Annotated in this window: 20 protein-coding genes, 1 tRNA gene and 1 pseudogene; 14 read left to right on the top strand and 8 right to left on the bottom strand. The window is 29.8% G+C overall.

What is annotated here, in order from left to right; translation table 11 throughout:
* Complete coding sequence (locus ATE90_RS04995) at nucleotides 1-2448, top strand: TonB-dependent receptor (protein ID WP_036786636.1); 2448 nt, start codon at nucleotides 1-3, stop codon at nucleotides 2446-2448.
* Nucleotides 2449-2505: 57 nt separating this feature from the next.
* Here ATE90_RS04995 and bcp read toward each other — a convergent pair whose 3' ends face one another.
* Nucleotides 2506-2958: a thioredoxin-dependent thiol peroxidase gene (gene bcp, locus ATE90_RS04990; protein ID WP_036786638.1), complete on the bottom strand. Its 453-nt coding sequence runs from the start codon at nucleotides 2956-2958 to the stop codon at nucleotides 2506-2508.
* A gap of 134 nt (nucleotides 2959-3092) precedes the next feature.
* On the opposite strand from bcp, the gene ATE90_RS04985 reads away from it, so the two are divergent.
* A complete protein-coding gene (locus ATE90_RS04985) occupies nucleotides 3093-3752 on the top strand; it encodes an endonuclease III domain-containing protein (RefSeq protein ID WP_036786640.1) in 660 nt (219 codons plus the stop codon).
* Between the two features lie 237 nt (nucleotides 3753-3989).
* Here ATE90_RS04985 and ATE90_RS04980 read toward each other — a convergent pair whose 3' ends face one another.
* Nucleotides 3990-4574 (bottom strand): RNA polymerase sigma factor, encoded by a 585-nt coding sequence (locus ATE90_RS04980; protein ID WP_091955738.1) that lies wholly within the window; start codon nucleotides 4572-4574, stop codon nucleotides 3990-3992.
* A 232-nt stretch (nucleotides 4575-4806) separates the two neighbouring features.
* Here ATE90_RS04980 and uvrA point away from each other — a divergent pair, with 232 nt between their 5' ends.
* Nucleotides 4807-7599, top strand: a complete 2793-nt coding sequence (gene uvrA / locus ATE90_RS04975) for an excinuclease ABC subunit UvrA (RefSeq protein ID WP_036786644.1) — start codon at nucleotides 4807-4809, stop codon at nucleotides 7597-7599.
* Between the two features lie 189 nt (nucleotides 7600-7788).
* On the opposite strand, the gene ATE90_RS04970 is transcribed toward uvrA, so the two are convergent.
* Both ATE90_RS04970 and bshB1 read right to left on the bottom strand, forming a co-directional pair.
* A tRNA-His gene (locus tag ATE90_RS04970) sits at nucleotides 7789-7864 on the bottom strand.
* Between the two features lie 54 nt (nucleotides 7865-7918).
* Complete coding sequence (gene bshB1 / locus ATE90_RS04965; protein WP_036786646.1) at nucleotides 7919-8635, bottom strand: bacillithiol biosynthesis deacetylase BshB1; 717 nt, start codon at nucleotides 8633-8635, stop codon at nucleotides 7919-7921.
* 344 nt (nucleotides 8636-8979) lie between these two features.
* On the opposite strand from bshB1, the gene ATE90_RS04960 reads away from it, so the two are divergent.
* Both ATE90_RS04960 and ATE90_RS04955 read left to right on the top strand, forming a co-directional pair.
* Entirely contained in the window at nucleotides 8980-10809 is a 1830-nt protein-coding gene (locus tag ATE90_RS04960) for an SLC13 family permease (RefSeq protein WP_235317740.1), read from the top strand.
* A 90-nt stretch (nucleotides 10810-10899) separates the two neighbouring features.
* Nucleotides 10900-11586 carry a DUF2490 domain-containing protein gene (locus ATE90_RS04955; RefSeq protein WP_036786650.1) on the top strand — a complete coding sequence of 229 codons (687 nt, stop codon included), beginning with the start codon at nucleotides 10900-10902 and terminating at the stop codon, nucleotides 11584-11586.
* Here ATE90_RS04955 and ATE90_RS04950 read toward each other — a convergent pair.
* On the bottom strand, nucleotides 11583-12740 hold the full coding sequence (locus ATE90_RS04950; protein ID WP_036786652.1) for a trans-sulfuration enzyme family protein: 1158 nt from the start codon (nucleotides 12738-12740) through the stop codon (nucleotides 11583-11585). The two genes, ATE90_RS04955 and ATE90_RS04950, sit on opposite strands and share 4 nt — an antisense overlap.
* Before the next feature lie 73 nt (nucleotides 12741-12813).
* Here ATE90_RS04950 and ATE90_RS04945 point away from each other — a divergent pair, with 73 nt between their 5' ends.
* Genes ATE90_RS04945 through ATE90_RS04935 form a run of 3 tightly spaced genes read left to right on the top strand, consistent with a single transcriptional unit; the run spans nucleotide 12814 to nucleotide 14461 of the window.
* Complete coding sequence (locus ATE90_RS04945) at nucleotides 12814-13515, top strand: Rossmann-like and DUF2520 domain-containing protein (protein WP_036786654.1); 702 nt, start codon at nucleotides 12814-12816, stop codon at nucleotides 13513-13515.
* Entirely contained in the window at nucleotides 13499-14026 is a 528-nt protein-coding gene (locus ATE90_RS04940; protein ID WP_036786656.1) for a KdsC family phosphatase, read from the top strand. The genes ATE90_RS04945 and ATE90_RS04940 overlap by 17 nt, the downstream gene beginning before the upstream one ends.
* 9 nt (nucleotides 14027-14035) lie before the next feature.
* Nucleotides 14036-14461 (top strand): DUF2147 domain-containing protein, encoded by a 426-nt coding sequence (locus ATE90_RS04935; RefSeq protein ID WP_036786658.1) that lies wholly within the window; start codon nucleotides 14036-14038, stop codon nucleotides 14459-14461.
* Between the two features lie 36 nt (nucleotides 14462-14497).
* Here ATE90_RS04935 and ATE90_RS04930 read toward each other — a convergent pair whose 3' ends face one another.
* Nucleotides 14498-15139, bottom strand: coding sequence for a protein-L-isoaspartate(D-aspartate) O-methyltransferase (locus tag ATE90_RS04930; protein ID WP_036786660.1), 642 nt, complete (start codon nucleotides 15137-15139; stop codon nucleotides 14498-14500).
* 190 nt (nucleotides 15140-15329) lie between these two features.
* On the opposite strand from ATE90_RS04930, the gene ATE90_RS04925 reads away from it, so the two are divergent.
* The 4 genes and pseudogenes from ATE90_RS04925 (at nucleotide 15330) to ATE90_RS04910 (ending at nucleotide 19331) form a co-directional block, all read left to right on the top strand.
* Nucleotides 15330-16307 carry a Gfo/Idh/MocA family protein gene (locus ATE90_RS04925; protein ID WP_036786662.1) on the top strand — a complete coding sequence of 326 codons (978 nt, stop codon included), beginning with the start codon at nucleotides 15330-15332 and terminating at the stop codon, nucleotides 16305-16307.
* A 99-nt stretch (nucleotides 16308-16406) separates the two neighbouring features.
* Complete coding sequence (locus tag ATE90_RS04920; protein WP_036786663.1) at nucleotides 16407-17294, top strand: 3-hydroxybutyryl-CoA dehydrogenase; 888 nt, start codon at nucleotides 16407-16409, stop codon at nucleotides 17292-17294.
* Nucleotides 17295-17303: 9 nt separating this feature from the next.
* Entirely contained in the window at nucleotides 17304-17945 is a 642-nt protein-coding gene (locus tag ATE90_RS13650; RefSeq protein WP_235317741.1) for an acyloxyacyl hydrolase, read from the top strand.
* A 445-nt stretch (nucleotides 17946-18390) separates the two neighbouring features.
* A pseudogene (locus ATE90_RS04910) lies at nucleotides 18391-19331 on the top strand (LysR substrate-binding domain-containing protein).
* A gap of 125 nt (nucleotides 19332-19456) precedes the next feature.
* Here the strand turns inward: ATE90_RS04910 and ATE90_RS04905 are convergent.
* A complete protein-coding gene (locus tag ATE90_RS04905; RefSeq protein ID WP_101450973.1) occupies nucleotides 19457-21073 on the bottom strand; it encodes an ABC-F family ATP-binding cassette domain-containing protein in 1617 nt (538 codons plus the stop codon).
* Between the two features lie 184 nt (nucleotides 21074-21257).
* On the opposite strand from ATE90_RS04905, the gene ATE90_RS04900 reads away from it, so the two are divergent.
* On the top strand, nucleotides 21258-22652 hold the full coding sequence (locus tag ATE90_RS04900; protein WP_036786670.1) for a hypothetical protein: 1395 nt from the start codon (nucleotides 21258-21260) through the stop codon (nucleotides 22650-22652).
* Nucleotides 22653-22791: 139 nt separating this feature from the next.
* On the top strand, nucleotides 22792-24588 hold the full coding sequence (locus ATE90_RS04895; protein WP_036786672.1) for a DEAD/DEAH box helicase: 1797 nt from the start codon (nucleotides 22792-22794) through the stop codon (nucleotides 24586-24588).
* Nucleotides 24589-24639: 51 nt separating this feature from the next.
* Here ATE90_RS04895 and ATE90_RS13780 read toward each other — a convergent pair whose 3' ends face one another.
* Nucleotides 24640-24762 (bottom strand): hypothetical protein, encoded by a 123-nt coding sequence (locus ATE90_RS13780; RefSeq protein WP_297798698.1) that lies wholly within the window; start codon nucleotides 24760-24762, stop codon nucleotides 24640-24642.
* Nucleotides 24763-24771: the final 9 nt, after the last annotated feature.

The raw sequence follows: 24771 nt of genomic DNA, 5'->3' as shown, positions 1-24771 counted from the left end.
GTGAAAAAAATATGCTTCTTTTTGTTACTATTACCAAGTTTTCTAGTAGCCCAAAAAACCACAATCTTAAAAGGTACTGTTAAAAATAATCAGAGAGCACCTATAGAAAAAGTGTCTATAAAGTTTGGAAATACTGGAACTGTAAGTGATAAAGCTGGAAATTATCAACTAAGAATTCCTTTTAAAGAAGAAATTACTTTAGTCTTTAGTCACGTTTCTTATCGAACTTTTACAAAAAAATTTACTGCAAACAGCAGAAATACCGTTCGCTTCTCCCCTACTTTAACTTTAAAAACTGAACAACTAGATGAAATTATTATTAAAGATAATAGAAAAATAGCTTCAGGAATTACCAATATTGATATTAAAAAAGCTAAAAATATTATTGGCCCAAACGCAGGTGTAGAAAACGTTTTAATGACTTTACCTGGGGTAAGTAATAACAACGAATTAAGCACTCAATACAATGTTAGAGGTGGTAATTTTGATGAAAACCTTGTATATGTAAATGGAATTGAGATCTACAGACCTTTTCTAATTAGATCTGGTCAGCAAGAAGGTTTAAGTTTTATCAATTCGAATATGGTGCAAAATATTAATTTTTCTGCGGGTGGATTTCAAGCAAAATATGGCGATAAATTATCATCCGTTTTAGACATTACGTATAGAAAACCAAAAGAAACTGCCACCACCATAGATGCAAGTTTGCTAGGTGCAAGTGTAACTTTTGAAGGTCAGTTTTTAAAAAATAAACTGAATACAATTACTGGTGTTCGATATAGAGACAATAGTTTATTTGTAAATAGCAAAAAAATTGAAACCAATTTTAGACCAAAATTTACAGACCTACAAACCTTTTTAACCTATAAATTTTCAGAAAAATTTTCACTTAATTTTTTAGGTAACTTTTCTTTAAACAATTACGATTACCAACCATTATCAAGAAGAACACGTTTTGGAACAGTAGCGAATCCATTAGAGTTGATAGTTTTTTATTCTGGACAAGAAAAAGATAAGTATTTAACAATGTTTGGCGCTTTATCTGCTGATTATAAAGTAAATAAAAATTTCACTTTAACAACTACAGCTTCTAGATACAATACCCAAGAAGAAGAACATTTTGATATTGCTGCAGCGTATAGTTTAGGTGAAGTTGATGCCAATATTGGTTCTCAAAATTTTGGCGAAGTAAATTTTTCTCAAGGAATTGGCTCGCAACTAAATCATGCACGTAATGATTTAGATGCTTTAATTTCTAATCTTCAAGTTAGAGGAACCATTAAAAGAGGGAAAACTCAATGGAATTTTGGAGCTAAATATCAAAAAGAAGAGATTAAAGATAGAATTAGAGAATGGGAAATTATTGACTCTTTAGGGTTTTCTATTAGACCTCCTTATCATGTAGCAAACGATCAACCATATGAGCCTTTTGAAGGAGAAATTACGCCGTATCAAAATATAAGAAAAGACAATAATGTTGCAATAAATAGAGTTTCTGGCTTTGCACAATTCAACCAACGTTCTTTTTGGAATGAGCATGAAATTTTTTATAATATAGGTATTAGAGCTCATAATTGGACTGTTACAGGAAATGGAATAAAATCTAAAAGTCAAACTATTATTAGTCCAAGAGCACAATTCTCTATCAAGCCAAATTGGCAAAAAGATATGTTGTTTAGAGTTTCTGGTGGTTTATATGCACAACCGCCATCGTATAGAGAATTAAGAAATTTTAATGGTGATATAAATGTAGATGTAAAAGCACAAAAATCAATTCATTTTGTTGCAGGAATGGATTACAGTTTTCAAATGTGGGATAGACCTTTTAAACTGACGACAGAAGTTTATTTTAAAGATTTATCTGATGTTAATGCGTATTCGATTGATAACGTAAGAATACGTTATAGGGCTGATAATGTTACTACTGCTTTTGCAAACGGAGTTGATGTACGTTTAAATGGAGAGTTTGTGCCTGGAAGTGAAAGTTGGGTAAGTTTAGGATATCTAAAAACCGAAGAAAATATAAATAATAGAGGAGTTATTGCTAGGCCTTCTGATCAACGTATAAAATTTGGAATTTTGTTTCAAGATTACATGCCAAATTTACCTGATTTAAAAGTATACTTAAATTTAGTTTATAATACTGGAGTTCCTGGAGGTGCTCCTGCGTATTCAGATGTATATCAATTTCAAGAACGTTTAAGAGATTACAAAAGAGCAGATTTAGGTGTTTCTTACATTTTTGTGGATGCCAGTAAAAAATATACTACCGGTTGGCTTTCTAAATTCAAAGAATTAACGGCTGGTTTAGAGCTCTTTAATATGTTTGATATTCAGAATTCAATAACTAATACGTGGGTAAGAGATGTATACTCTAAAACACAATTCGGAATACCTAATTACATGACCTCTAGAATTTTAAATTTTAAAGTTGGCATGCAGTTTTAAATATACAAAAGAGTTAACTTTCATTAACTCTTTTATAATACTTTGTGTGCAGAGATTTTAACCCAAAATCTGAGCAGCATGTGCTTTTGTTTTCACTTTTAAAATAATGTCTTCAATAACACCATTTTCGTCAATAACAAAGGTAGTTCTGTGAATTCCGTCATATTCTTTTCCCATAAATTTCTTTGGTCCCCAAACATTAAAAGCTTCTATAACAGCTTTATCTTCATCTGCTAACAAAGGAAATGGTAACTCGTATTTATTTATCCAATTCTGTTGTCTTTTGGCAGAATCTGCACTTACCCCTAAAACGTCATATCCTTTCGCTAAAAAAGTTTGATAATTATCTCTTAAATCACATGCTTCATTAGTACAGCCAGGCGTACTTGCCTTTGGATAAAAGAATAACACTAACTTTTTACCTGCGTAATCAGTTAGTTTAATTGTATTTCCAACATTGTCTTTTGCTTCAAATTGTGGAGCATTATCTCCTATTTTTAGTGATGTCATATTCTTAATAGTTTTTAAAGTTTAAAAGTACAAAGTTTATAAAGTTCTTTCAAGTTTATTCTTAAAAAAATAAATTTTTAAAACAGTCTACTTTACTTTCAACTTTTTAACTTTACAACTTTATAACTCATTTTATGACTAAGCAAGAAAAAGTTCAATTTGTAATTGACACACTTGAAGAAAAATATCCAGAAATTCCAATTCCTTTAGATCATAAAGATCCATATACTTTGCTAATTGCTGTTTTATTATCTGCACAATGTACAGATGTGAGAGTGAATAAAATAACACCTTTATTATTCGCTAAAGCGGATAATCCTTTTGACATGATAAAAATGTCTGTGGAAGAAATTAAGGCAATTATTAGACCTTGTGGATTATCGCCAATGAAAAGCAAAGGAATATATGGTTTATCGAAAATTTTGATTGAAAAATATAACGGAGAAGTTCCGCAAAGTTTTGAAGGTTTAGAAGAATTGCCTGCTGTTGGTCATAAAACGGCAAGTGTGGTTATGAGTCAAGCTTTTGGTATTCCGGCATTTCCTGTAGATACTCATATTCACAGATTACTATTTCGCTGGAATTTAACAAACGGAAAAAATGTTACACAAACAGAAAAAGATGCAAAACGTTTGTTTCCAAAAGAATTGTGGAATGATTTGCACTTACAAATTATTTGGTATGGCAGAGAATACTCTCCTGCACGAGGGTGGAATTTAGACCAGGATATTATTACCAAAACCATTGGAAGAAAATCAGTTTTGGAGGAATATTATAAAAAAATAAAGCAATAAAAAAAGCCTCAACGTTAGTTGAAGCTTTTTCCACTCTTAATTCAAATTCAATTCAATGAAATTTTTTGATTTAATTTTCGCAATAGTTAGCGATTTGGAAAAATTAATCAAAAATTGAACTGTTTCTTGTTTAGGTTGCATCTGTAAATTGGATGACTTTCTTGTGTAAAGTTTCATCATATATTTTATTTAATCTACTGGTTATAAAATATTAACGACACTTTTTTACTTTTATTATTAGTTTACTAAAATAATTTCATGTTTTTCTATTAATTTTCTCATATTTATTAAAGCATATCGCATTCTACCCAATGCTGTATTAATACTAACACCAGTATTCTCGCTTATTTCTTTAAAACTCATGTCTTTATACATGCGCATTATTAAAACCTCTTTTTGTTCTTCTGGCAATTCTTTCACTAAATCTCTTACATCACTATAAATCTGCTCTTGGATAATTTTTTTTTCAGCATTCAAACTCCCATCACCTAAAACAGAAAAAATATCAAATTCATCAGTATTTTTAAATGTTGGCATTCTATTAGATTTTCTAAAATGATCAATAACTAAATTATGAGAAATACGCATCACCCAAGGTAAAAATTTACCTTCTTCATTATAATTTCCTTTTTTCAGCGTTCTTATGACCTTAATGAAGGTATCCTGAAAAACATCTTCAGTAATATCTCTATCCTGAATTTTACTATAAATAAAGCTGTATAATCTTTGCTGATGTCTTTTAATTAGGATTTCTAAAGAAAATTCATTCCCCTCGATGTAACTCTTTACTAAATTGCTGTCTGTTTCTTTTTTATTACGCATCATAACTACTTTTTTGAAGAAAGAAAAGTATCTCTCTTATATATTATTTATCAATAATTTAAAAGTAATTTTTTGCTATGTGCGTTTTTTTAGAAGATTATTAAGTCATCAAATATAAAGGTTATTTTTAAATTTTACAACTATTTTTACAAATACTTTAACAAATTCAATGCTATTATTATTTTAAATTCGATGAAAATAGTGGTATTTTTATAGCTTATTTTAAGATTAAATGAAGATTGATATTTCTACTGTAAACCCTAAAGAAAACATCATAATTAAAGGTGCGAAACTGCATAATTTAAAAAATATTGATGTCGTTATTCCAAGAAAAAAATTAGTAGTCATTACAGGTCTTTCTGGGTCTGGAAAATCTTCTTTAGCTTTTGATACCTTATATGCTGAAGGTCAAAGAAGATATGTAGAGAGTTTAAGTTCTTATGCGCGTCAGTTTTTAGGTAAATTGCACAAACCAAAAGTAGATTATATTAAAGGCATTGCACCTGCGATTGCCATTGAGCAAAAAGTAAATTCTACAAATCCACGTTCAACAGTGGGAACATCAACAGAAATTTACGATTACATAAAACTTTTGTTCGCAAGAATTGGTAGAACCTTCTCTCCTGTTTCTGGTAAAGAAGTAAAAAAAGATACTGTTTCTGATGTCGTGAAATTCGTTAAAGAGTTTCAAGAAAAAACGAAACTACTTTTATTAGCGCCAATTATTATCGATGAAAATCGAGATTTAAAGACTGTCTTGCAGGTTTTGGAACAACAAGGTTATGCACGTTTAAAGTGGAACCATAAAGTATATAGAATTGCAGATTTCCCACAAAAAGATTTTAAAAATGAAGCCTTATTTTTAGTGATTGATAGAATTATTACGAAAGATAATGAAGATTTTTACCACAGATTGGCAGATGCAATTCAAACTACTTTTTTTGAAGGAAAAGGAATTTGTTTTATTGAAAATTTAGAAGACAACCAGGTGGCAGAGTTTAGTAATAAGTTCGATTTAGATGGCATGTCTTTTCTAGAGCCCAATACACACTTGTTCAGTTTTAACAATCCTTATGGCGCTTGTCCAACTTGCGAAGGTTATGGAAATGTAGTTGGAATTGATGAAGCATTAGTGATACCAAATACTGGGTTATCAATTTTTGAAGACTGTATTTTTCCTTTTAAGACACCTTCTTATTTGCATTATAAAGAAGACTTAATTAATGTTGCCTATCAATTTGATATCCCGATCCATAAACCTTGGTTCGAGCTCACTGAAACCCAAAAGGAATTGGTTTGGAGTGGAAACAAAAACTTCAAAGGAATTCACCATTTTTTTACTGTTTTAGAAGAAAAAAGTTATAAAATTCAAAATAGAGTAATGCTTTCGCGTTATCGTGGAAAAACAAAATGTACTTCTTGCCATGGAAAACGATTACGGAAAGAAACCGATTTTGTAAAAATAAATGATCATAGCATTTCTGATTTGGTTACGCTTCCTTTAGATGAATTAATGCTCTTTTTTAAAAACATAAAACTAGATAAGTACGAAGCAAAAATTGGAAAACGTTTACTTACAGAAATTAATAATCGTTTGCAATTTTTAACCGATGTAGGCCTGTCTTACTTGACGATTAACAGAACCTCAAATACTCTTTCTGGTGGTGAAAGTCAGCGTATAAATTTAGCAACTTCTCTAGGTAGTTCTCTAGTTGGCTCTATGTATATATTAGATGAACCAAGCATTGGCTTGCATCCAAAAGATACAGAACGTTTAATAGGAGTGTTAAAAGATTTACGTGATTTAGGAAACACCGTTGTTGTTGTAGAGCATGATGAAGACATCATGAAAGAAGCCGATTACATCATTGATATTGGACCAGAGGCGGGAACTTTTGGTGGTCATGTGGTTGCAGAAGGAACTTTTAAAAAAATTTTAAAATCAGACTCTTTAACAGCAAAATATTTAAATGAAGAGTTAAAAATTGAAGTCCCTACAAAACGTAGAACTTCAAAAAATAGTATACAAATTATTGGAGCAAGAGAGCATAATCTCCAAAATATTGATGTTACATTCCCTTTAAACTGTTTATCTGTAATTACAGGAGTTTCAGGTTCCGGGAAAAGCACATTAGTCAAAAATATTTTATATCCATCAATGCAAAAAAAGTTGATTGGCTATGGAGATAAAATTGGACAGCATACAGATATAAAAGGAAATTTCGAAAATTTAAAACACGTAGAATTTATAGATCAAAATCCTATTGGACGTTCTTCACGCTCAAATCCGGTAACCTATATTAAGGCCTATGATGATATTAGAATGTTATATTCTAATCAAAAATTGTCAAATATTAGAAATTATAAACCAAAGCATTTTTCTTTTAATGTTGAAGGTGGTCGCTGCGAGGTTTGCAAAGGTGAAGGTGAAGTAACTATTGAAATGCAATTTATGGCAGATGTGCATTTAGAGTGTGACGTTTGTAATGGAAAGCGTTTTAAGAAAGAAGTTTTAGAAGTAAAATTTGATGGAAAATCTATTGACGATATTTTAAGCTTAACTATCGATGATGCTGTTGCATTTTTCTCTGAAAACTTAGTGCCTAAAATTGCCAATAAATTAAAACCTTTACAAGATGTTGGTTTGGGTTATGTAAAATTAGGGCAATCCTCTTCTACCCTCTCTGGTGGTGAAGCGCAAAGAATTAAACTAGCATCGTTTTTAGTAAAAGGAAATTCCAAAGATAAAGCTTTATTTATTTTTGACGAGCCCACAACAGGTCTACACTTTCATGATATTAAAAAATTATTAGGCTCTTTTAATGCCTTAATTGATAAAGGACATTCGATTATTGTAATTGAACATAATATTGAACTTATAAAATGTGCCGATTATATCATTGATTTAGGTTTAGATGGTGGTAAAAAAGGTGGAAATCTCATTTTCCAAGGAACTCCTGAACAATTAGCAAGAAATAAAAAATCGTATACCGCTAAATATTTAGCAGAAAAGCTAACTTTCTAAGAATACAAAAACTCTAATTATAGGTTTAGTAGGAATATTTGAAACAATCTTTAAATCAGGAGTTAGTGGAGACTTTGAGGTACGATTGCTTCTTTTGAAATTTTAAAATTCCATAATATTTATATTTAATACTATATACATTTTAAAAACAAAAAAAGTCCTCTCTAAATAGAGAAGACTTTGTCTTTTGGGTGGAAGACGGGACTCGAACCCGCGACACTCGGTACCACAAACCGATACTCTAACCAACTGAGCTACAACCACCATATAATTGCGGATGCAAATATAATTGTTTTTTCTTTTTCTAAGAAAGAAAAAATCAAATTAATTTATCTAAATTTTCTACGGCAACATAACGTTCTGTAGTAAAGCCTTCTGCGTATTCCACATTAATTAATCGCCCTAAATCTCTAGCTCTATAATTAATACTATCAATAAAATTTTTACTAGTTATTGGCGTTTCTGGTTCATTACTATTTTGGTCATAAAATTGAGATGAGTATGCTGATACAGCATCAATTTTTTTTTCAACAAAACCAGTAACATCAACTACAAAATCCGGTTCAATATTTTTCCATTGAATATAATGATAGACTTTTTTTGGTCTCCATTTTTCTTGATTTTCACCTTCTACAGCGGTGTTAATTTTTAATAATCCACTTAAAAAACAAGCATCAGAAACCAAACTACTTCCTTTAGGATGGTCTATATGCCTATCATCAATAGCATTACACAAAACAATTTCTGGTTGATATTTACGAATCATTTTAATAATTTCTAACTGATGTCTATTATCATTTATAAAAAACCCATCAGCAAAGCGCAAATTTTCACGCACTGATATTCCTAAAATATCCCCTGCACTTTTAGCTTCGAGATCTCTTAAATTTGCAGAACCCCGAGTACCTAGCTCACCTCTTGTTAAATCTACAATACCTACCTTTTTACCTAAAGAAATTTCTTTGGCAATGGTTGCTCCACAACCTAATTCTACATCATCTGGATGTGCCCCAAAAGCTAAAATATCTAATTTCATAAATTATTCTTTTTTAAAAATCATCTTCTTTTTGGATCAAAAAAATATTTAAAACGAAAAAAATGTCATGATTTTATTTTAATAGTATCCTATAATTGAGCAATATTAAATAAACAATCCCTTAAAGTAACTAAATTAAAGAAATTATTTAAAAAAGAGATATTTCTATTTCGTTTTCGTGGATGCATTTTAATAAAATTAAGCATTGTTTTTTATCATAATCATAAAAATTAAAAGAGTTTTAAAATGATGACATTTGTCATAAAAATCAGCCAACAATGCCCTAATTTTACCTTCTTAAAGAAAGAGAAATATTTAATAAAAATTAGATAATTATGGTTTTAATGCTCGTTATTTTAACAATTACAATTGGTGTGTTTATTTGGGGAAAATACTCTCCAGATGTCGTTGCCCTAGTATCCATGCTAAGCTTATTTTTATGTGGAATTTTAAATCTAAATGAAACTTTAAGTGGTTTTAGCAATCCTACCGTAATTATGATCGCTGCTTTGTTTATCATTGGTGAAGGTTTATCACAAACAGGATGGACCGCCTTAGCAGGGAGAAAACTAATTGATTTAGCAGGAAAAAGCGTTCCTAAACTATTAGTGATTATTACTCTAGGTTCTGGAGTTTTATCTGGTTTTGTTAGTAATACAGGTACAGTAGCTACTTTATTACCTGCCACAATATCTTCCGCTTGGAGTATTGGTACATTACCTTCAAAAATATTAATTCCTGTTGCTTTTGGGTCCAATACTGGTGGTTTACTAACATTAACGGGAACTCCACCAAATATTATTGTAAACAATAGTTTAATTGAAGCTGGTTTTGAAGGTTTTTCTTTCTTTGAATTTGGATTGATTGGTTTGCCTCTTTTAATCATTGCTATTTTATATTTTAGATATATAGGTTTTAAACTTTTACCTAAAAACAAAACCAACAACAAACCAATTAATATAGATTCTACGCTCCATGAATGGATTGAAGTCTATAAAATTGAAAATGATTATTACAGACTAAGAATAAGATCTGTATCTCCATTAATCAATACAAAAATTAGTAATTGGGATTTAGAAAACAAGTATAAAATAAATATTATTCGTTTAAAGAGAAGACACCCAAATCGATTAAAAGGAACACAACCTTTTATTGAAATGCCTAAGGAAAATACCGAATTGCGATATCATGATATTATTACTGTAAAAGGTACCACTGAAGATATTAATAAATTGATGATTAATTTTAGATTAGGACTTTTAGCAAAAGAGTCCGCTGAAAGCGAATTAAGAAACAATTTAATAAGTCAAGAGGTAGGAATGTCTGAGGTTTTGGTTACACCTAATTCGCGATTAGTGGGAAGAGAGATTAAATTACATGAATATTTTAAAAGATATGACATTCAGTTATTAGCTACTTCTAGACACAGAAAACCGTATTTAGAAGATTTAATTACTGTAAAATCTGGAGATAGTTTTATTATTAGAGGTCCTTGGAGAAATATAGAAAAGTTAAAAAATCAACACGAAAATTTAGTTGTAGTTGGAAGTCCAGAAGAAATGTTAAAAGATGTAGATGATTTAACTCCTAAATCATACATAGCATTAGGTGCTTTAATATTAATGATTGTGATGTTAGTTTTTAAAGTTGTTCCAGGTTCTATTGCTGCTTTAATTTCTTCAGGAATTGTACTATTTGCTGGCTGCATACCTTTTTCTAAAGCATACAAAGCTATTAGTTGGACGAGTGTGGTAATGATTGCTGCTATGATTCCTATGGGGGTTGCAATACAAAAAACTGGTGCTGCAGTAATGATTTCTAATGCTATTATTGATTTACTAGGAAAAGAAAATCCGACTTTATTATTGGCAGGAATCTTTTTACTAACTACAACATTTAGTCAATTTATAAATAATTCTGCAACAGCTGTTTTAATGGCTCCAATTGTATTATTAACTGCGAGCACCTTGCAAGTAAATCCTGAACCACTTTTAATTACTATTGCCATTAGTGCATCAACCGCATTTTTAACCCCTATAGGAACGACCACAAATGCAATGGTTATGAGCTCTGGTAATTATAAGTTCATGGATTATTTTAAAGTAGGCTTGCCGCTTTTAATCATCTTTTTAATAACTACAATTATTCTTGTACCAATTATTTGGCCTTTTTAATCAATAAAGCTAATTACTTAAAAAATATATAATCTCGATAAGGCTCTTAATTTAAGCTTAAAAAACTTAATCATTTTAGACTTAGACATTATGAAAACAAGAATATTTTACATATTATTATTCATTTCAATTATTAGATTACATGCACAAAGCACGAACAAAGGTGAAAATTCTTTAGGAACTTGGTATGCAGTTACCACCGCTAGCAAAGTTTCTGATAAATTTAGTATTAGCGGTTCTTTAACGAATTGGAATTATAAAATTGTAGACAATCAGCACTTATTATTAGCTATTATTGGATTAAATTATAAGGTTAATAATGCTGTATCTTTTGGAATTGGATATGGATATGGAAGTATAGATACAAGTTTCGAAGAAACAGGTGATCCGTACATAATAGAGAATAGGACTATTGAGCAAATTAGTGTAAAATATAAAGTGTATAAATTTTCATTATCTCATAGATTTAAATTAGAGCAACGTTTTATTGAATATGAAACACAGTATAAATTTAAAAATAGAATTCGTTATCGTTTTAAAAGTTCATTTCCAATTAATAAAAGATTGTCCATTACTTTTTATGATGAAATTCATTACCATTTAATAAACGGGTTAGATTTTCATCAAAACAGAGCGTATGCAGGTTTAGGTGTCAAAATTAATAAAAACATGAATTTCCAATTTGGGTATGCAAGACATAGCTACAAAACAAAAAGTTTTAACAGACTATCTGCACAACTTAATCTAAAGTTTGATTTCAGAAAAGCAAAGATTTAATTCTTTGCTTTTTTTATTGCTTGTTCTATATCAGCAATTAAATCTTCTGTTTCTTCAATACCTACAGAAAACCTTATTAAGCCATCTTTAATTCCTCTCTCTAAACGTTCTTCTTCATTTAATAAAGCATGTGTAGTTTGCGTAGGACTTACAGTTGTACTCTCTACACCAGCCAAACTCATAGAGGGTTTTATCAATTGTAAACTGTTTTGAAATTTCATTGCATCAATTCCTTTATTTAATTCAAAAGATAACATGGCGCCAAAACCTTTCATTTGTTTTTTTGCAATTTCATACTGTAGATGACTCTTTAATCCTGGATAATATACCTTATCAATATTGGGATTACCCTCAAAATATTCAGCCATAATTTGAGCATTTTTTGTTTGCTCTTTTACACGCAAATTCATGGTTTTTAAACTTCTTTCTAATAACCAAACAGTTTGATCGCTCAAATTACCACCAAAATTAATAGCAGTTTTCCATATCTGTTCTATATGTTTTTTGGATGCTGCTACTGCACCAGCAGAAATATCAGAATGACCGCCCATATATTTTGTAGCAGAATGTAAAATGATATCAATTCCAAAATCAACAGGGTTTTGATTGATCGGTGAGGCAAATGTATTATCCATCATCGTTATGATCTCATGCTGTTTTGCTAAAACAGAAATTGCTTTCATATCTGTAATGCCTAATAATGGATTTGAAGGCGTTTCTATATAAAGAATCTTCGTGTTTTTTCTGATTAAGCTTTTAAAATCATCCACTTTATCACTTTCTGTAAAAGAATATTCTATTCCGTATTTATCAAATTCAGCAACCACAAAGTTATACGTACCTCCATAAATTACTTGTTGAATAATTACGTGATCTCCTTTTTGTAAAAAAGCTAACATGGCATTCGAAATTGCAGCCATTCCTGAACTAAAAATCAAAGCATCTTCTGAATGTTCTAAAACCGCAATTTTTTTACACAACATTTCTTGATTTGGTGTGTTTAAATATCGAGGATAGCGCTTCACATCTACTCCATCAAAAGCATAAGAAGTAGACATGTAGATTGGAGAAATTGCTCCCTTAAATTGCTCATCTTTTACTTCACCAACATGAACGCAAGTTGAGTTTATTCCTAATTTTTTACTTTTATCCATTTCAGAAAATTTATATTGCTAATTTAAGAAAACCTATTGATTAGTTTCTACAAAAAAACAATATCTTCGTTTTATGATATCAGTTTTACTTGTTGGAAATGGAAATGTTGCTGCACATTTACACACTGCTTTTTTAAATGCTCCTGCTATAAATGTTACTCATATAAGTTCTAGAGATTTAGAAATCATTCCGCAAGCGGATATTACGATCATTGCTGTTTCAGATGATGCCATTGCGGAAGTTTCATCCAAAATTAAGAACCATTTTGTAGTTCATACATCAGGAAGTGTGGCCATGAATGGTTTAAAAAACACCACAAGAAAGGGTGTTTTTTATATGTTACAAACTTTCTCTAAAGATAAAATAGTAGATTTTTCTGAAGTTCCTTTTTGTTTAGAATCTGAACATGAAAATGATTATAATTTATTGGAAAAACTTGCAAAGTCAATTGGAAAAAAAATGTATGCTATAGATTCAGAACAGCGTAAAACAATCCATTTAGCTGCAGTTTTTGTAAATAACTTTACGAATCATCTGTATAAAATTGGGAACGATATTTGTAAGAAAAATAACGTGCCTTTTGAAATTTTACAACCCTTAATTAAAGAAACAGCCTCAAAAATTGAGGAATTATCTCCAAAAAAAGCACAAACAGGACCAGCTATAAGAAATGATGAAAAAACAATAAAAAATCATTTAAATTTGCTAGATAAAAAGCAACAAAAAATCTATAAAATCTTTACAAAATCAATCCAAAATGGAGATAAGCTATAAACAGTTATTACCCAATATAAATACCTTAATTTTTGATGTAGATGGAGTTCTTACAAATGGCATGGTTACTATAATGCCAGATGGTGAATTAGTAAGACACATGAGTATTAAAGATGGATATGCCCTAAAAACCGCTGTGGATCAAGGTTTTAATATTTGTATTATTTCTGGTGGAAATAATGAAGGGGTAAGAACACGTTTAGCTAACTTAGGTATTAAAGATATTTATTTAGGTGCGCATGACAAAATAAAGCAATATCAAGAATTAGTTCATAAATATCAATTACAACCAGAAAACGTTTTGTATATGGGTGATGATATCCCTGATTTTCCGGTAATGAAATTGGTAGGATTGCCTTGTTGCCCAAATGATGCAGTTCAAGAAATTCAAAGCATATCTAAATACATTTCATACAAAAAAGGTGGTGAAGGTTGCGTTCGAGATATTATTGAGCAAATTTTGCGAGTTCAAGGAAAATGGGACAATAATTTTAATGCTAAATATGACTAATATAAATTTATGAAAAAAACACTTATTTCTTTAACGTTCTTGATAATTACTGCGTCTATAAACGCACAAAATATTTTCGGAAAATGGCATTCAACCAATGAAAATACCGGAGAAGTTGATTCTGTAATAGAGGTTTATAAAAAAGATGGAAAAGCTTTTGCAAAAGTTGTTGATATTAAAGATGCTGCAAGAAAAGATGCTGTTTGCGAAAAATGTGAAGATGAAAACAAAAACAGGCCTATCTTAGGCTTAAACATTCTTACAGGATTAGAAAAAGACGGAGAAGAATGGTCTGGAGGTAATATTTTAGATCCCAGAAATGGAAAAATTTATAAATGCTATATCAAATTAATAAAACCAAATAAATTGAAACTGCGAGGTTATATTGGCCTTGCTCTATTTGGAAAAACAGCCTATTGGGAAAGAGCTGAGTAAAATTAGAAAATCATAAAAACACGAAAACTATTCGGCCTAATTTTTTTCTTCTAACATGGGTACAAAAGCAAAATCTCCTAATTCATGCTTTTCAAATTCTTTATAAGATTTTCTAATAAACAAAGTCATAATTTGAGTTGTATCTCCCACGGGAATCAATAACATTCCGCCTATTTTTAGTTGCCCTAACAATGGTTTTGGAACAAATGGTGCGCCAGCAGTTACTATAATTTTATCAAATGGAGCTTGTTCTGGCAAACCTTTGTAACCATCACCAAAAATAAATTTCTTTGGTTTATAACCTAATTTGGGCAAAAATAAAGAAGTTCTTTTGAATAATTCGTGTTGTCTTTCTATGGAATAAACTTCTGCCTTTAATTCTAATAAAACTGCTGTTTGATACCCAGATCCTGTTCCAATTTCTAAAACTTTATCTCCATTTTTTATGGTCAAAGTTTGCGATTGAAACGCAACTGTATAAGGTTGAGAAATTGTCTGTTCTGCAGCAATAGGAAAAGCTTTATCTTGATACGCATGAGATTCAAAACTAGAATCAATAAACAAATGACGTGGAATACTTTTAATCGCTTTTAATACATTTTTATCTGTTATACCTTTTGCCTTTAATACGGTAGCTAATTGATTTCTAAGTCCTTGGTGTTTTGCTGTGTCTTTCAATTCTTGTTAAGTTTCTAAAGGCTAAAAATACTAATAAATCTAAATAGATTCTTATAAAATTGTATCTTTGTTATTCTCCAATTTTAAAATTGGAAAATACTAAATAAATGTCTCTAATTTTAAGAATAACAAAGTAATATTTCTGTTGTAAAATTCATTTACTTTATTCTTAAAAACAAAAAAAATATTTATGCTAAAAGTTGGCGTTTTAGGTGCCGGTCATCTTGGAAAAATTCATCTTCGTTTATTACAAGAATCTGAAAAATATGAATTAATTGGTTTTTTTGATCCATTTACAAAAAATGCACAAAAAGTAGCTACTGAATTTGGCTATAATTTGTTTGATTCTATTGATGAATTGATTGAGGCTGTAGATGTTGTAGACATCGTTACCCCCACTTTATCTCATTTTGAATGTGCTAAAAAATCAATCGAAAAGGGACGTCACATATTTATTGAAAAACCAATAGCAAAAACTGTTTTGGAAGCAGAAGCAATTAGAACTTTGGCAAGCCAATATCACGTTATAGGTCAAGTTGGCCATGTAGAAAGATTCAATCCTGCATTTATTGCCGCTAAAGGTATGATTGATAACCCAATGTTTATAGAAACGCACAGATTAGCAGAATTTAATCCAAGAGGAACAGATGTGCCTGTAGTTTTAGATTTAATGATACATGATATCGATATTATTCTCTCTGTAGTAAAATCAAAAGTTATAAATGTGCATGCTAGTGGCATCTCTGTTATTTCTGAAACTCCTGATATTGCAAACGCGAGAATTGAGTTCGAAAATGGTTGTGTAGCAAATTTAACAGCGAGTAGAATCTCTATGAAAAACATGCGTAAAACGCGCTTTTTTCAAAAGGACGCCTATATTTCTGTGAACTTTTTAAGTAAAGAATCTGAAATTGTAAGAATTCAGGACGCTCCAAAAAACCCAGATGAATTTGCAATGATTCTACAAAATGATGAAGGTGTTAAAAAACAAATTTATTTTGAAAATCCAGAAATTGTAAATAATAACGCTATTTTAGATGAGTTGGAAACTTTTGCTGATGCAATTGTTCACAACACAACACCTATTGTAACTTTGCATAATGGAACTGAAGCATTAAGAATTGCACAATGGATAATTGACTGTTTTAAAACTGGAGATAAACTTTAAAATCTCTTTTCGATAAAAAATAGTGTAATACCAAATGTTAAAAGATTCAATATTGATCTACTTTATTTGTTATAACTATAAATTTTTAAATAAATATTCATGAAAAATTTAGCGGTAATTGGTGCTGGAACTATGGGAAATGGAATTGCGCATACGTTCGCACAATTTGATTATAAAGTTCAATTGATTGATATTTCTGAGACTGCACTTAAAAAAGGAATGGCAACTATCACCAAAAATTTAGATAGAATGGTAGCTAAAGAAAAAATTTCTGAAGCTGATAAAGAAAAAACATTAAGTAATATTTCTACTTTTACTTCCATTCAAGAAGGTGTTAAAAATACAAGTTTAGTTATTGAAGCGGCTACTGAAAATGCAGTTTTAAAAGCTAAAATATTCAAAGAATTAGATGAAGTTTGCGCTAAAGAAACCATTTTAGCTACAAATACTTCTTCAATTTCTATTACTCAAATTGCAGCTGTTACCAACAGACCTGAAAAAGTAATTGGAATGCATTTTATGAATCCTGTGCCAGTGATGAAGTTGGTTGAGATTATTAGAGGCTACAATACTTCTGACGAGGTAATGCGCTTTACAGTTGCTTTAAGTAAAAAAATTAATAAAATTCCGGTTGAGGTTAATGATTATCCTGGTTTTGTTGCTAACAGAATTTTAATGCCAATGATCAACGAATCGATTGAAACTTTATACAATGATGTTGCTGGTGTTGCAGAAATTGATACGGTTATGAAGTTAGGTATGGCGCATCCAATGGGGCCTTTACAATTAGCTGATTTTATTGGTTTAGATGTTTGTTTGTCTATTTTAAATGTAATGTATGATGGATTTAAAAACCCTAAATATGCACCTTGTCCTTTATTAGTAAATATGGTGAATGCCGGGAAATTGGGCATAAAATCTGGTGAAGGTTTTTATGATTATTCAGAAAACAGAAAAGCTGAAAAAGTTGCTAAAATGTTTAGTTAACTCAAAACAATGAAAAATAAGTTCTTAAGTTTTTTTTCACTCTTTATTGTAATGACTTCTTTTAGCCAAGAGAGAAATAAATCTATTCTAAAACCTTATAAACTTGGTTTTTTATATAATTTTAGTTCAAATGAAAACTTCATTTTTGATGATGTAGACTATACATATATTACAAATACTTATAAAGCTCAGGTATTTTATAAACTTGGAAAATGGAAAAATATTAATCTAGAATTAATTGTGCAACCTCAGGTTCAATTTTTAAAACATCAACTAATCAATGAGCAATTTATAACACCTGATCAAGAAAATTATTTAGAAAAAAGAACTGAATTTACGAAAGCCAAAATGATGAATTTATATGGTTTAGAATTTGGTTTTGGAGCAAAAAAAGAAATAACAGAAAAATTAAATTTACAAGGCACAATAAGTTTAGGTTTATCTTTTATTGATACAAGAACAGAACGTTTAACAAAAGGATTTACGTTTATAGAAAACTTCTCTTTAGGATTTTCATATAAAATAGTTAAAAATAGCTATATATATATTGGAACTAACTTTGGACATGTTTCAAATTTAAATTTCCAAAAACCAAATGATGGATATAATGTTTTGGGTATAGAAATTGGATATTCTTATGTTTTAGAATAGATAAAAACATCATTCTGAAAACGAATTTACAGCCACTTTTTCACCATCAATATCATGAGAAATATTCGTTCCTGCCAGGACAGAACCTAAACGCACATAATCTTCAAAATTATGCAAAGGCTTGCCTTGAAAAGTTAAAATGTGTTCTGATATTTCATCTATTTAACATTATAATCTGTTTGCAAGATCCCAAACTTTAAGTGTAATCAATAGAAAATTTTACCTATTATATTTTAATACAAACCTCATAAAATTTTATAATTCATTTAAAACAAGCTAATCAACCATTTATTTTTTTTAGCTAAATATTTAAGTTGGTTTATGTCTAAATCTAAATATTTATTATTAGTTTTTATTTTCTAAATTAGAATTAACTTAAAATATCATCATTAAACTATAATTAATATTGATAGTTTTAATATCTTTATCAGAAAATCTTATTATAATGACCATTACCCAATTAAAATACGTTTTATCAGTTGCAGAGTATCAAAATTTCACGGTGGCCGCGCAACATAGTTTTGTTACTCAACCAACTTTAAGTATGCAAATTCAAAAGTTAGAAGATGAATTAAGTATTCAAATATTTAATCGCTCTAAAAAACCGATTGAATTGACTGAAGTTGGTAAAAAGATTGTTGAGCAAGCTAAAGTTATTGTTGATGAAAGTAACCGAATTTTAGATATTGTACACCAACAAAAAGGTTTCATTGGTGGTGAATTTAAATTAGGAATTATCCCAACGATAATGCCTACTTTATTGCCTATGTTTTTGCAAAATTTCACTAAAAAATATCCAAAAGTAAAGTTAATTATTGAAGAATTAACGACTGAAGAAATTGTTAGAAAATTATCTGATGGTCATATAGATGTTGCAATTGCGGCAACCCCTTTAGAAAATGAAGCAATTAGAGAAAGGCCTTTATATTATGAACCTTTTGTTTGCTTAATTCCTCAAAATCATAGATTATATAAAAACAAAACTATTACTGCTGATGAGTTAGAAATGGAAGATATTCTTTTGTTGGAAGATGGACATTGCTTTAAAGACAGTGTGATTAATTTGTGTAGAACTCATAAGATTGATAATAAAAAAGGGTTTCAGTTACAAAGTGGTAGTTTTGATACGTTGATTAAACTTTCTAAAGAAGGTTTAGGAATGACACTTCTACCCTATTTACATACATTAGAATTAAATGAAGTTGATAGAACACTTTTACGTGAATTTACAACTCCCCCCCCGCAAGAGAAGTCAGCTTAATTTATCATAAATCACAACTAAAAATGCAATTAATTGAAGCTTTAAATAAAACGATTGATGGCGTTATTAGAGGTGCAATTTCTTTTTCTGATGTAAAAATTATTAGTCCTTTAAAAAAGAAATAAAATTAGTTAAAGAATTTAAAGAGTAATATTTAGAGAACAATTAAAAACCTAATCTAAAGCAATATGCATTTTAAATTAGGTTTTTGAATTTATCAGTAATTCGTAAAAAATGTTACTCTGTTTTATTAGTACATTTTTTCACGTAATTCTTTAATTTTTGGATCTGACAAATATTCATCAAAAGAAGTGTGTCTGTCGATAACACCTTTTGGCGTTAATTCTATAACTCTATTCGCTACAGTTTGCGCAAACTCATGATCATGCGTTGTAAACAAAACTGTTCCCTTAAAATTGATTAACGAATTGTTTAAGGCTTGAATCGATTCTAAATCTAAGTGATTTGTTGGTTCATCTAGCACTAAAATATTGGCTCTTTTCATCATCATCCTAGATAACATACAACGCACTTTTTCTCCTCCAGAAAGCACATTACTTTTCTTTAAAGCCTCTTCACCAGAAAAAATCATTTTCCCTAAAAATCCTCTTAAGAAAACTTCTTCACGCTCTTCTTCAGTTTGTGCGTATTGCCTCAACCAATCAACTAAATTCAATTCTCCATCTTGGAAAAAAGAAGAATTATCTAGAGGTAAATAAGACTGTGTTGTAGTAATACCCCATGAAAACTCACCAGCATCTTGCTTTTCATTAGCAGTAATAATCTGATAAAACGCAGTAACTGCTCTTGAATTTTTTGAAATAACTGCAATTTTATCCCCTCTATTTAGATTGATATGTACATCATCAAAAAGCTTTTCTCCTTCAAATTCCTTAGATAAACCTTCTACATTCAAAATCTGATCTCCAGCCTCCCTATCTCTGTCAAATATAATAGCTGGGTAACGTCTACTTGAAGGTTTAATTTCATCAACATTTAATTTCTCTATCATTTTTTTACGAGAAGTTGCTTGTTTTGACTTTGCCATGTTTGCAGAAAATCGTCGAATAAATTCTTCTAACTCCTTCTTTTTCTCTTCTGCCTTTTTATTCTGTTGCGCTCTTTGTCTTGAAGCCAGCTGGCTAGATTCATACCAGAAGGTATAATTCCCAGAATAATTATTTATTTTACCGAAATCAATATCAGAAATATGTGTACAAACTGCATCTAAAAAGTGTCTATCATGTGAAACTACAATAACACAATTATCAAAATTTGCAATAAAGTTTTCTAACCAAGCAATTGTTTCAAAATCTAAATCATTAGTAGGTTCATCCATGATTAAAACATCTGGATTTCCAAAAAGTGCTTGTGCAATTAATACACGAACTTTTTGTTTACCATCTAAATCTCTCATGAGCGTATAATGTACATCTTCAGAAATACCTAAATTAGATAACATGGCAGCAGCATCAGAATCTGCATTCCAACCATTCATTTCTTCAAAAATTATTTGAAGCTCACCAATCTTTTCTGCGTTTTCATCTGTATAATCAGCATATAAATCATCAATTTGCTTTTTAATTTTAAATAACTCTTTGTTACCCATAACAACAGTCTCTAAGACAGGGTACTCATCAAAAGCATAATGATCTTGAGTTAAAACAGACATTCTTTTCCCTTTCTCTAAATGAACTTGACCAGAAGTTGGTTCTTGAACACCAGAAATAATCTTTAAAAAAGTAGATTTTCCTGCACCATTTGCACCAATAATTCCGTAACAATTTCCTTGCTGAAACTTCGTATTAACTTCGTCAAACAAAATGCGTTTACCGAACTGAACAGATAAATTAGAAACTGATAACATAATATTATTTTAAATTTCTGCAAAAGTAGTAAATTGATTTCTCTTTTCCCACCTGATTTTTAATGGTTTTTATAAAAAAACATAGTTAATAGGTATTTACTTTAGAATATTTTTAACAACGTATTAACAACTGTCATTCCCTTGAATACTTAAATTTGTAACCAGGTTCTCCTAGACCAATAATATGATAAATAAAGTTATAACTTTTTTACAAATTTTACTCTTAATCGGTTTAATTAGCTGTAAATCAGAAAATAATAAAAGAGCAACTTATTTTGGTGGTAAAATTATCAATCCAAAATCTAACCATGTTGTTCTTTTTTCAATGGACAAAGCCATTGACACTTTTTACTTGGATAAAACGAATAGATTTATTGGGAAATTAGATAGTATCGATGAAGGTTTGTATTCTTTTTTTCATGGAAATGAAAGTCAATATATATACTTAGAGCCCAAAGACAGCTTAATGTTGCGTCTAAATACTTGGGCTTTTGACGAATCTTTAGTCTTTGCTGGTGAAGGTGCTGAAAGAAATAACATTTTAATTGATTGTTTTTTAGAGGATGAAAAAGAGAAAAAAAAATTTTACAATCAAAATAAATTAGAGCCGACAAAATTCAAAGAAAAAATGGACTCTTTATTTGTTTTAAAATTGAAAACTTACATTACTTATTTAGAGAATCATCCGAATGAAACAAAAGGTTTTAGTGAAGTTTTAAAAATATCCCTTACATACCCTTTGCTGGCGAGAATTGAAAAATACCCGATAATGTATGCTAAATATTCGAAAACTAGGAATTTTCCAGAATTAGATAAATCTTTTTTTAACTTCAGAAACAATATCAAAATTGACAAGGATTTATTAATGTATTATCCTCCTTATTATAGATATGTTAAAAATTATTTATATAACGAAACTTATTCTTTAGGCCATCCTCCTGTAAAAAATACGTATTCAGCAAAATTTACGTTTGATTTATTAAATACAATTGACAAAAAAATTGTTAGTGAAAAGTCAAGAAATGCTCTTTTAAAAGAAACTTTTATTAGTCATTTTTATAATAAATCAAGTTGTAACATAAATAAAGATCCACTCAATAAATTTTTTGAACTTAGCACTAGTGAAAAGGATAAAAAACTTATTCAAAAAATAGTCAATGACGCTAAAGCTGTAGTTAAGAATCAAAAAATTCAAGATTTTGATGTTATTGATTATTCAGATTCGAAAAAATCAATTAAAGATATTATTAAAGGTAAAAGTGCCATGCTTTTATTTTGGAATCCAGAATATTATTCTGAAAGCTATATTGTTTCAAGAGTTAATTACTTATCAACATCATATCCAAACATAAAATTTATTCAAATAAAAATTGATGGAAATGATTCAGATAGAATAAAAGAACTTGATATCAAAGATCAATTCTACCTTGATGAAAATAGTGAAGCTCAAACTTTTTTAACCAGTAAAATGCCTCGATGTATTTTAGTGAATAAATTAGGAAAAGTTACAAATGGATATGCTTCATTCTCTTCTTATAACATAAATCCATATCTTAAATTACTGAATGAGATTAATTAATTGGGTTTTAATCCAATATCTATTAATTTTACAGTACTTTTGCACGGTTTTATTTTTGAGTGTAACTCATTAAAAACCAAGTCGAATTTTATAATCGGGTTTGCAGCAGGGCGTTCTGTGAATCCAAAAAAACACAGAAATGTCAACATTTTTAGAATTAGGTTTAAAAGAACCTATAGTTAAAGCATTAACAGATTTAGGTTACGAAAAACCAACTGTTATTCAAGAAAAAGCAATACCACAAATTATTTCATCTACAGACGATTTAAAAGCATTTGCACAAACAGGTACAGGTAAAACTGCCGCTTTTAGCTTACCAATATTAGAACTTTTAGATGCTTCTAACGGTAATGTGCAAGCAATTATTTTATCACCAACAAGAGAACTAGCCGTTCAAATTGGTAATAATATTAAAGATTTTTGTAAATACTTAAAAGACGTTAAAGTAACAACTGTCTATGGAGGATCTAGTATGGAAGATCAAATTAGATCTTTAAAAAGAGGCTCTCAAATTGTTGTTGGAACTCCTGGTAGAACAGTAGATTTAATTAACAGAAGAGCATTAAAATTAGGAAACGTTCAATGGTTAGTCTTAGACGAAGCTGATGAAATGTTAAATATGGGATTCAAAGATGAATTAGATAAAGTACTAGAAGCAACTCCAGACACTAAGCAAACCTTGTTGTTTTCTGCAACTTTCCCAAGAGAAGTTGAAGCTATAGCAAGAAATTACATGACCAAACCAGTCGAAATTACTTCTGGTCAAAAGAATGCAGGATCTGAAAATGTAAGTCATGAATATTATGCAGTAACAGAAAGAACACGATACCCTGCTTTAAAAAGAATTGCAGATTTAAACCCTGACATCTACGCAATTATTTTTTGTAGAACTCGTAGAGAAACTCAAGAAGTTGCAGACAACTTAATTAAAGATGGCTACAGTGCAGATTCTTTGCATGGAGATCTATCTCAAGCACAGAGAGATTCTGTAATGGGAAAATTCCGTAAAAAATCAATTCAAATATTAGTAGCTACAGATGTTGCGGCTCGCGGATTAGATGTAACAGAATTAACACATGTAATTAATCATAAATTACCAGATCAAATAGAAAACTACACACACAGAAGTGGTAGAACAGGTAGGGCTGGTAATAAGGGAATCTCTATTGTTTTAGTAAATGGAAAAGAGAAAGGAAAATTACGTCCTATCGAAAAAATTATTCAAAAGAAATTTATAGAGGGTAAAGTTCCTTCTGGAAAAGAAATTTGTCAAAATCAATTAATGAATTTAATTGATAAAGTTCAAAATATCGAAGTAAACGAAACTCAAATTAATGAGTTTTTGCCAAGTATTTATGAAAAACTAGAAGGATTAGATAGAGAGGAATTAATCAAAAAATTTGTTTCGTTAGAGTTTAATACAATGTTAGCTTATTATGAAAATGCTAAAGATTTAAATAACTTATCAAAAGAAACTTCTAGGTCAAGAGCAACGGCAGATAATATGACTCGTTTTTTCATCAATATAGGAAGAAAAGATAGTTTAAATCCTGCTAAATTAATTGGCTTAATTAACGACCAAAATATTGGTGATAAAATAGAAATTGGTGCTATTGATATTTTAGACACATTTTCTTTCTTTGAAATCGATAAAAACTTCCAAGAAAAGACTTTAGAGGCTTTTTCTTCTAATCAACCAGATTTTGATGGACGCTCTGTAAATGTAGAAATTACAAAAAAAGAACGTTCTGGTGGTGGAAGCGGTTCAAGAAGAGGTGGTAAAAAACCTTTTGGTAATAAAGATGGTGGATTTGGAAGACGTAGAAGTGATGATAGGGGAAAAAGAAAATCAGAAAATCGTTCTTCTGATAGACCTGATAGAAATTCTGGAGACAGACAATCTGGTGGTTTTGGAAGAAGACGTAGAGAAAGATAATCTACCTCAACACAATATAAAGCCTCACATTTTGTGAGGCTTTTTTTTTACTTAAAAAATAAAAGTAATTATAACAGATGATGCTTCAGTATTTAAGGCAATAGAAACAATTAAGAAAGCTTTCCCAGCACGATAGGAGATTGATGATGCTAATAAAGTGACAATTAATGCCATTGAAAAAAA

Origin of the sequence: Polaribacter sp. Hel1_33_96, from assembly GCF_002846595.1 — a bacterium.
Taxonomy (GTDB): domain Bacteria; phylum Bacteroidota; class Bacteroidia; order Flavobacteriales; family Flavobacteriaceae; genus Polaribacter.
This window is presented reverse-complemented; position numbering and strand designations above follow the sequence as displayed.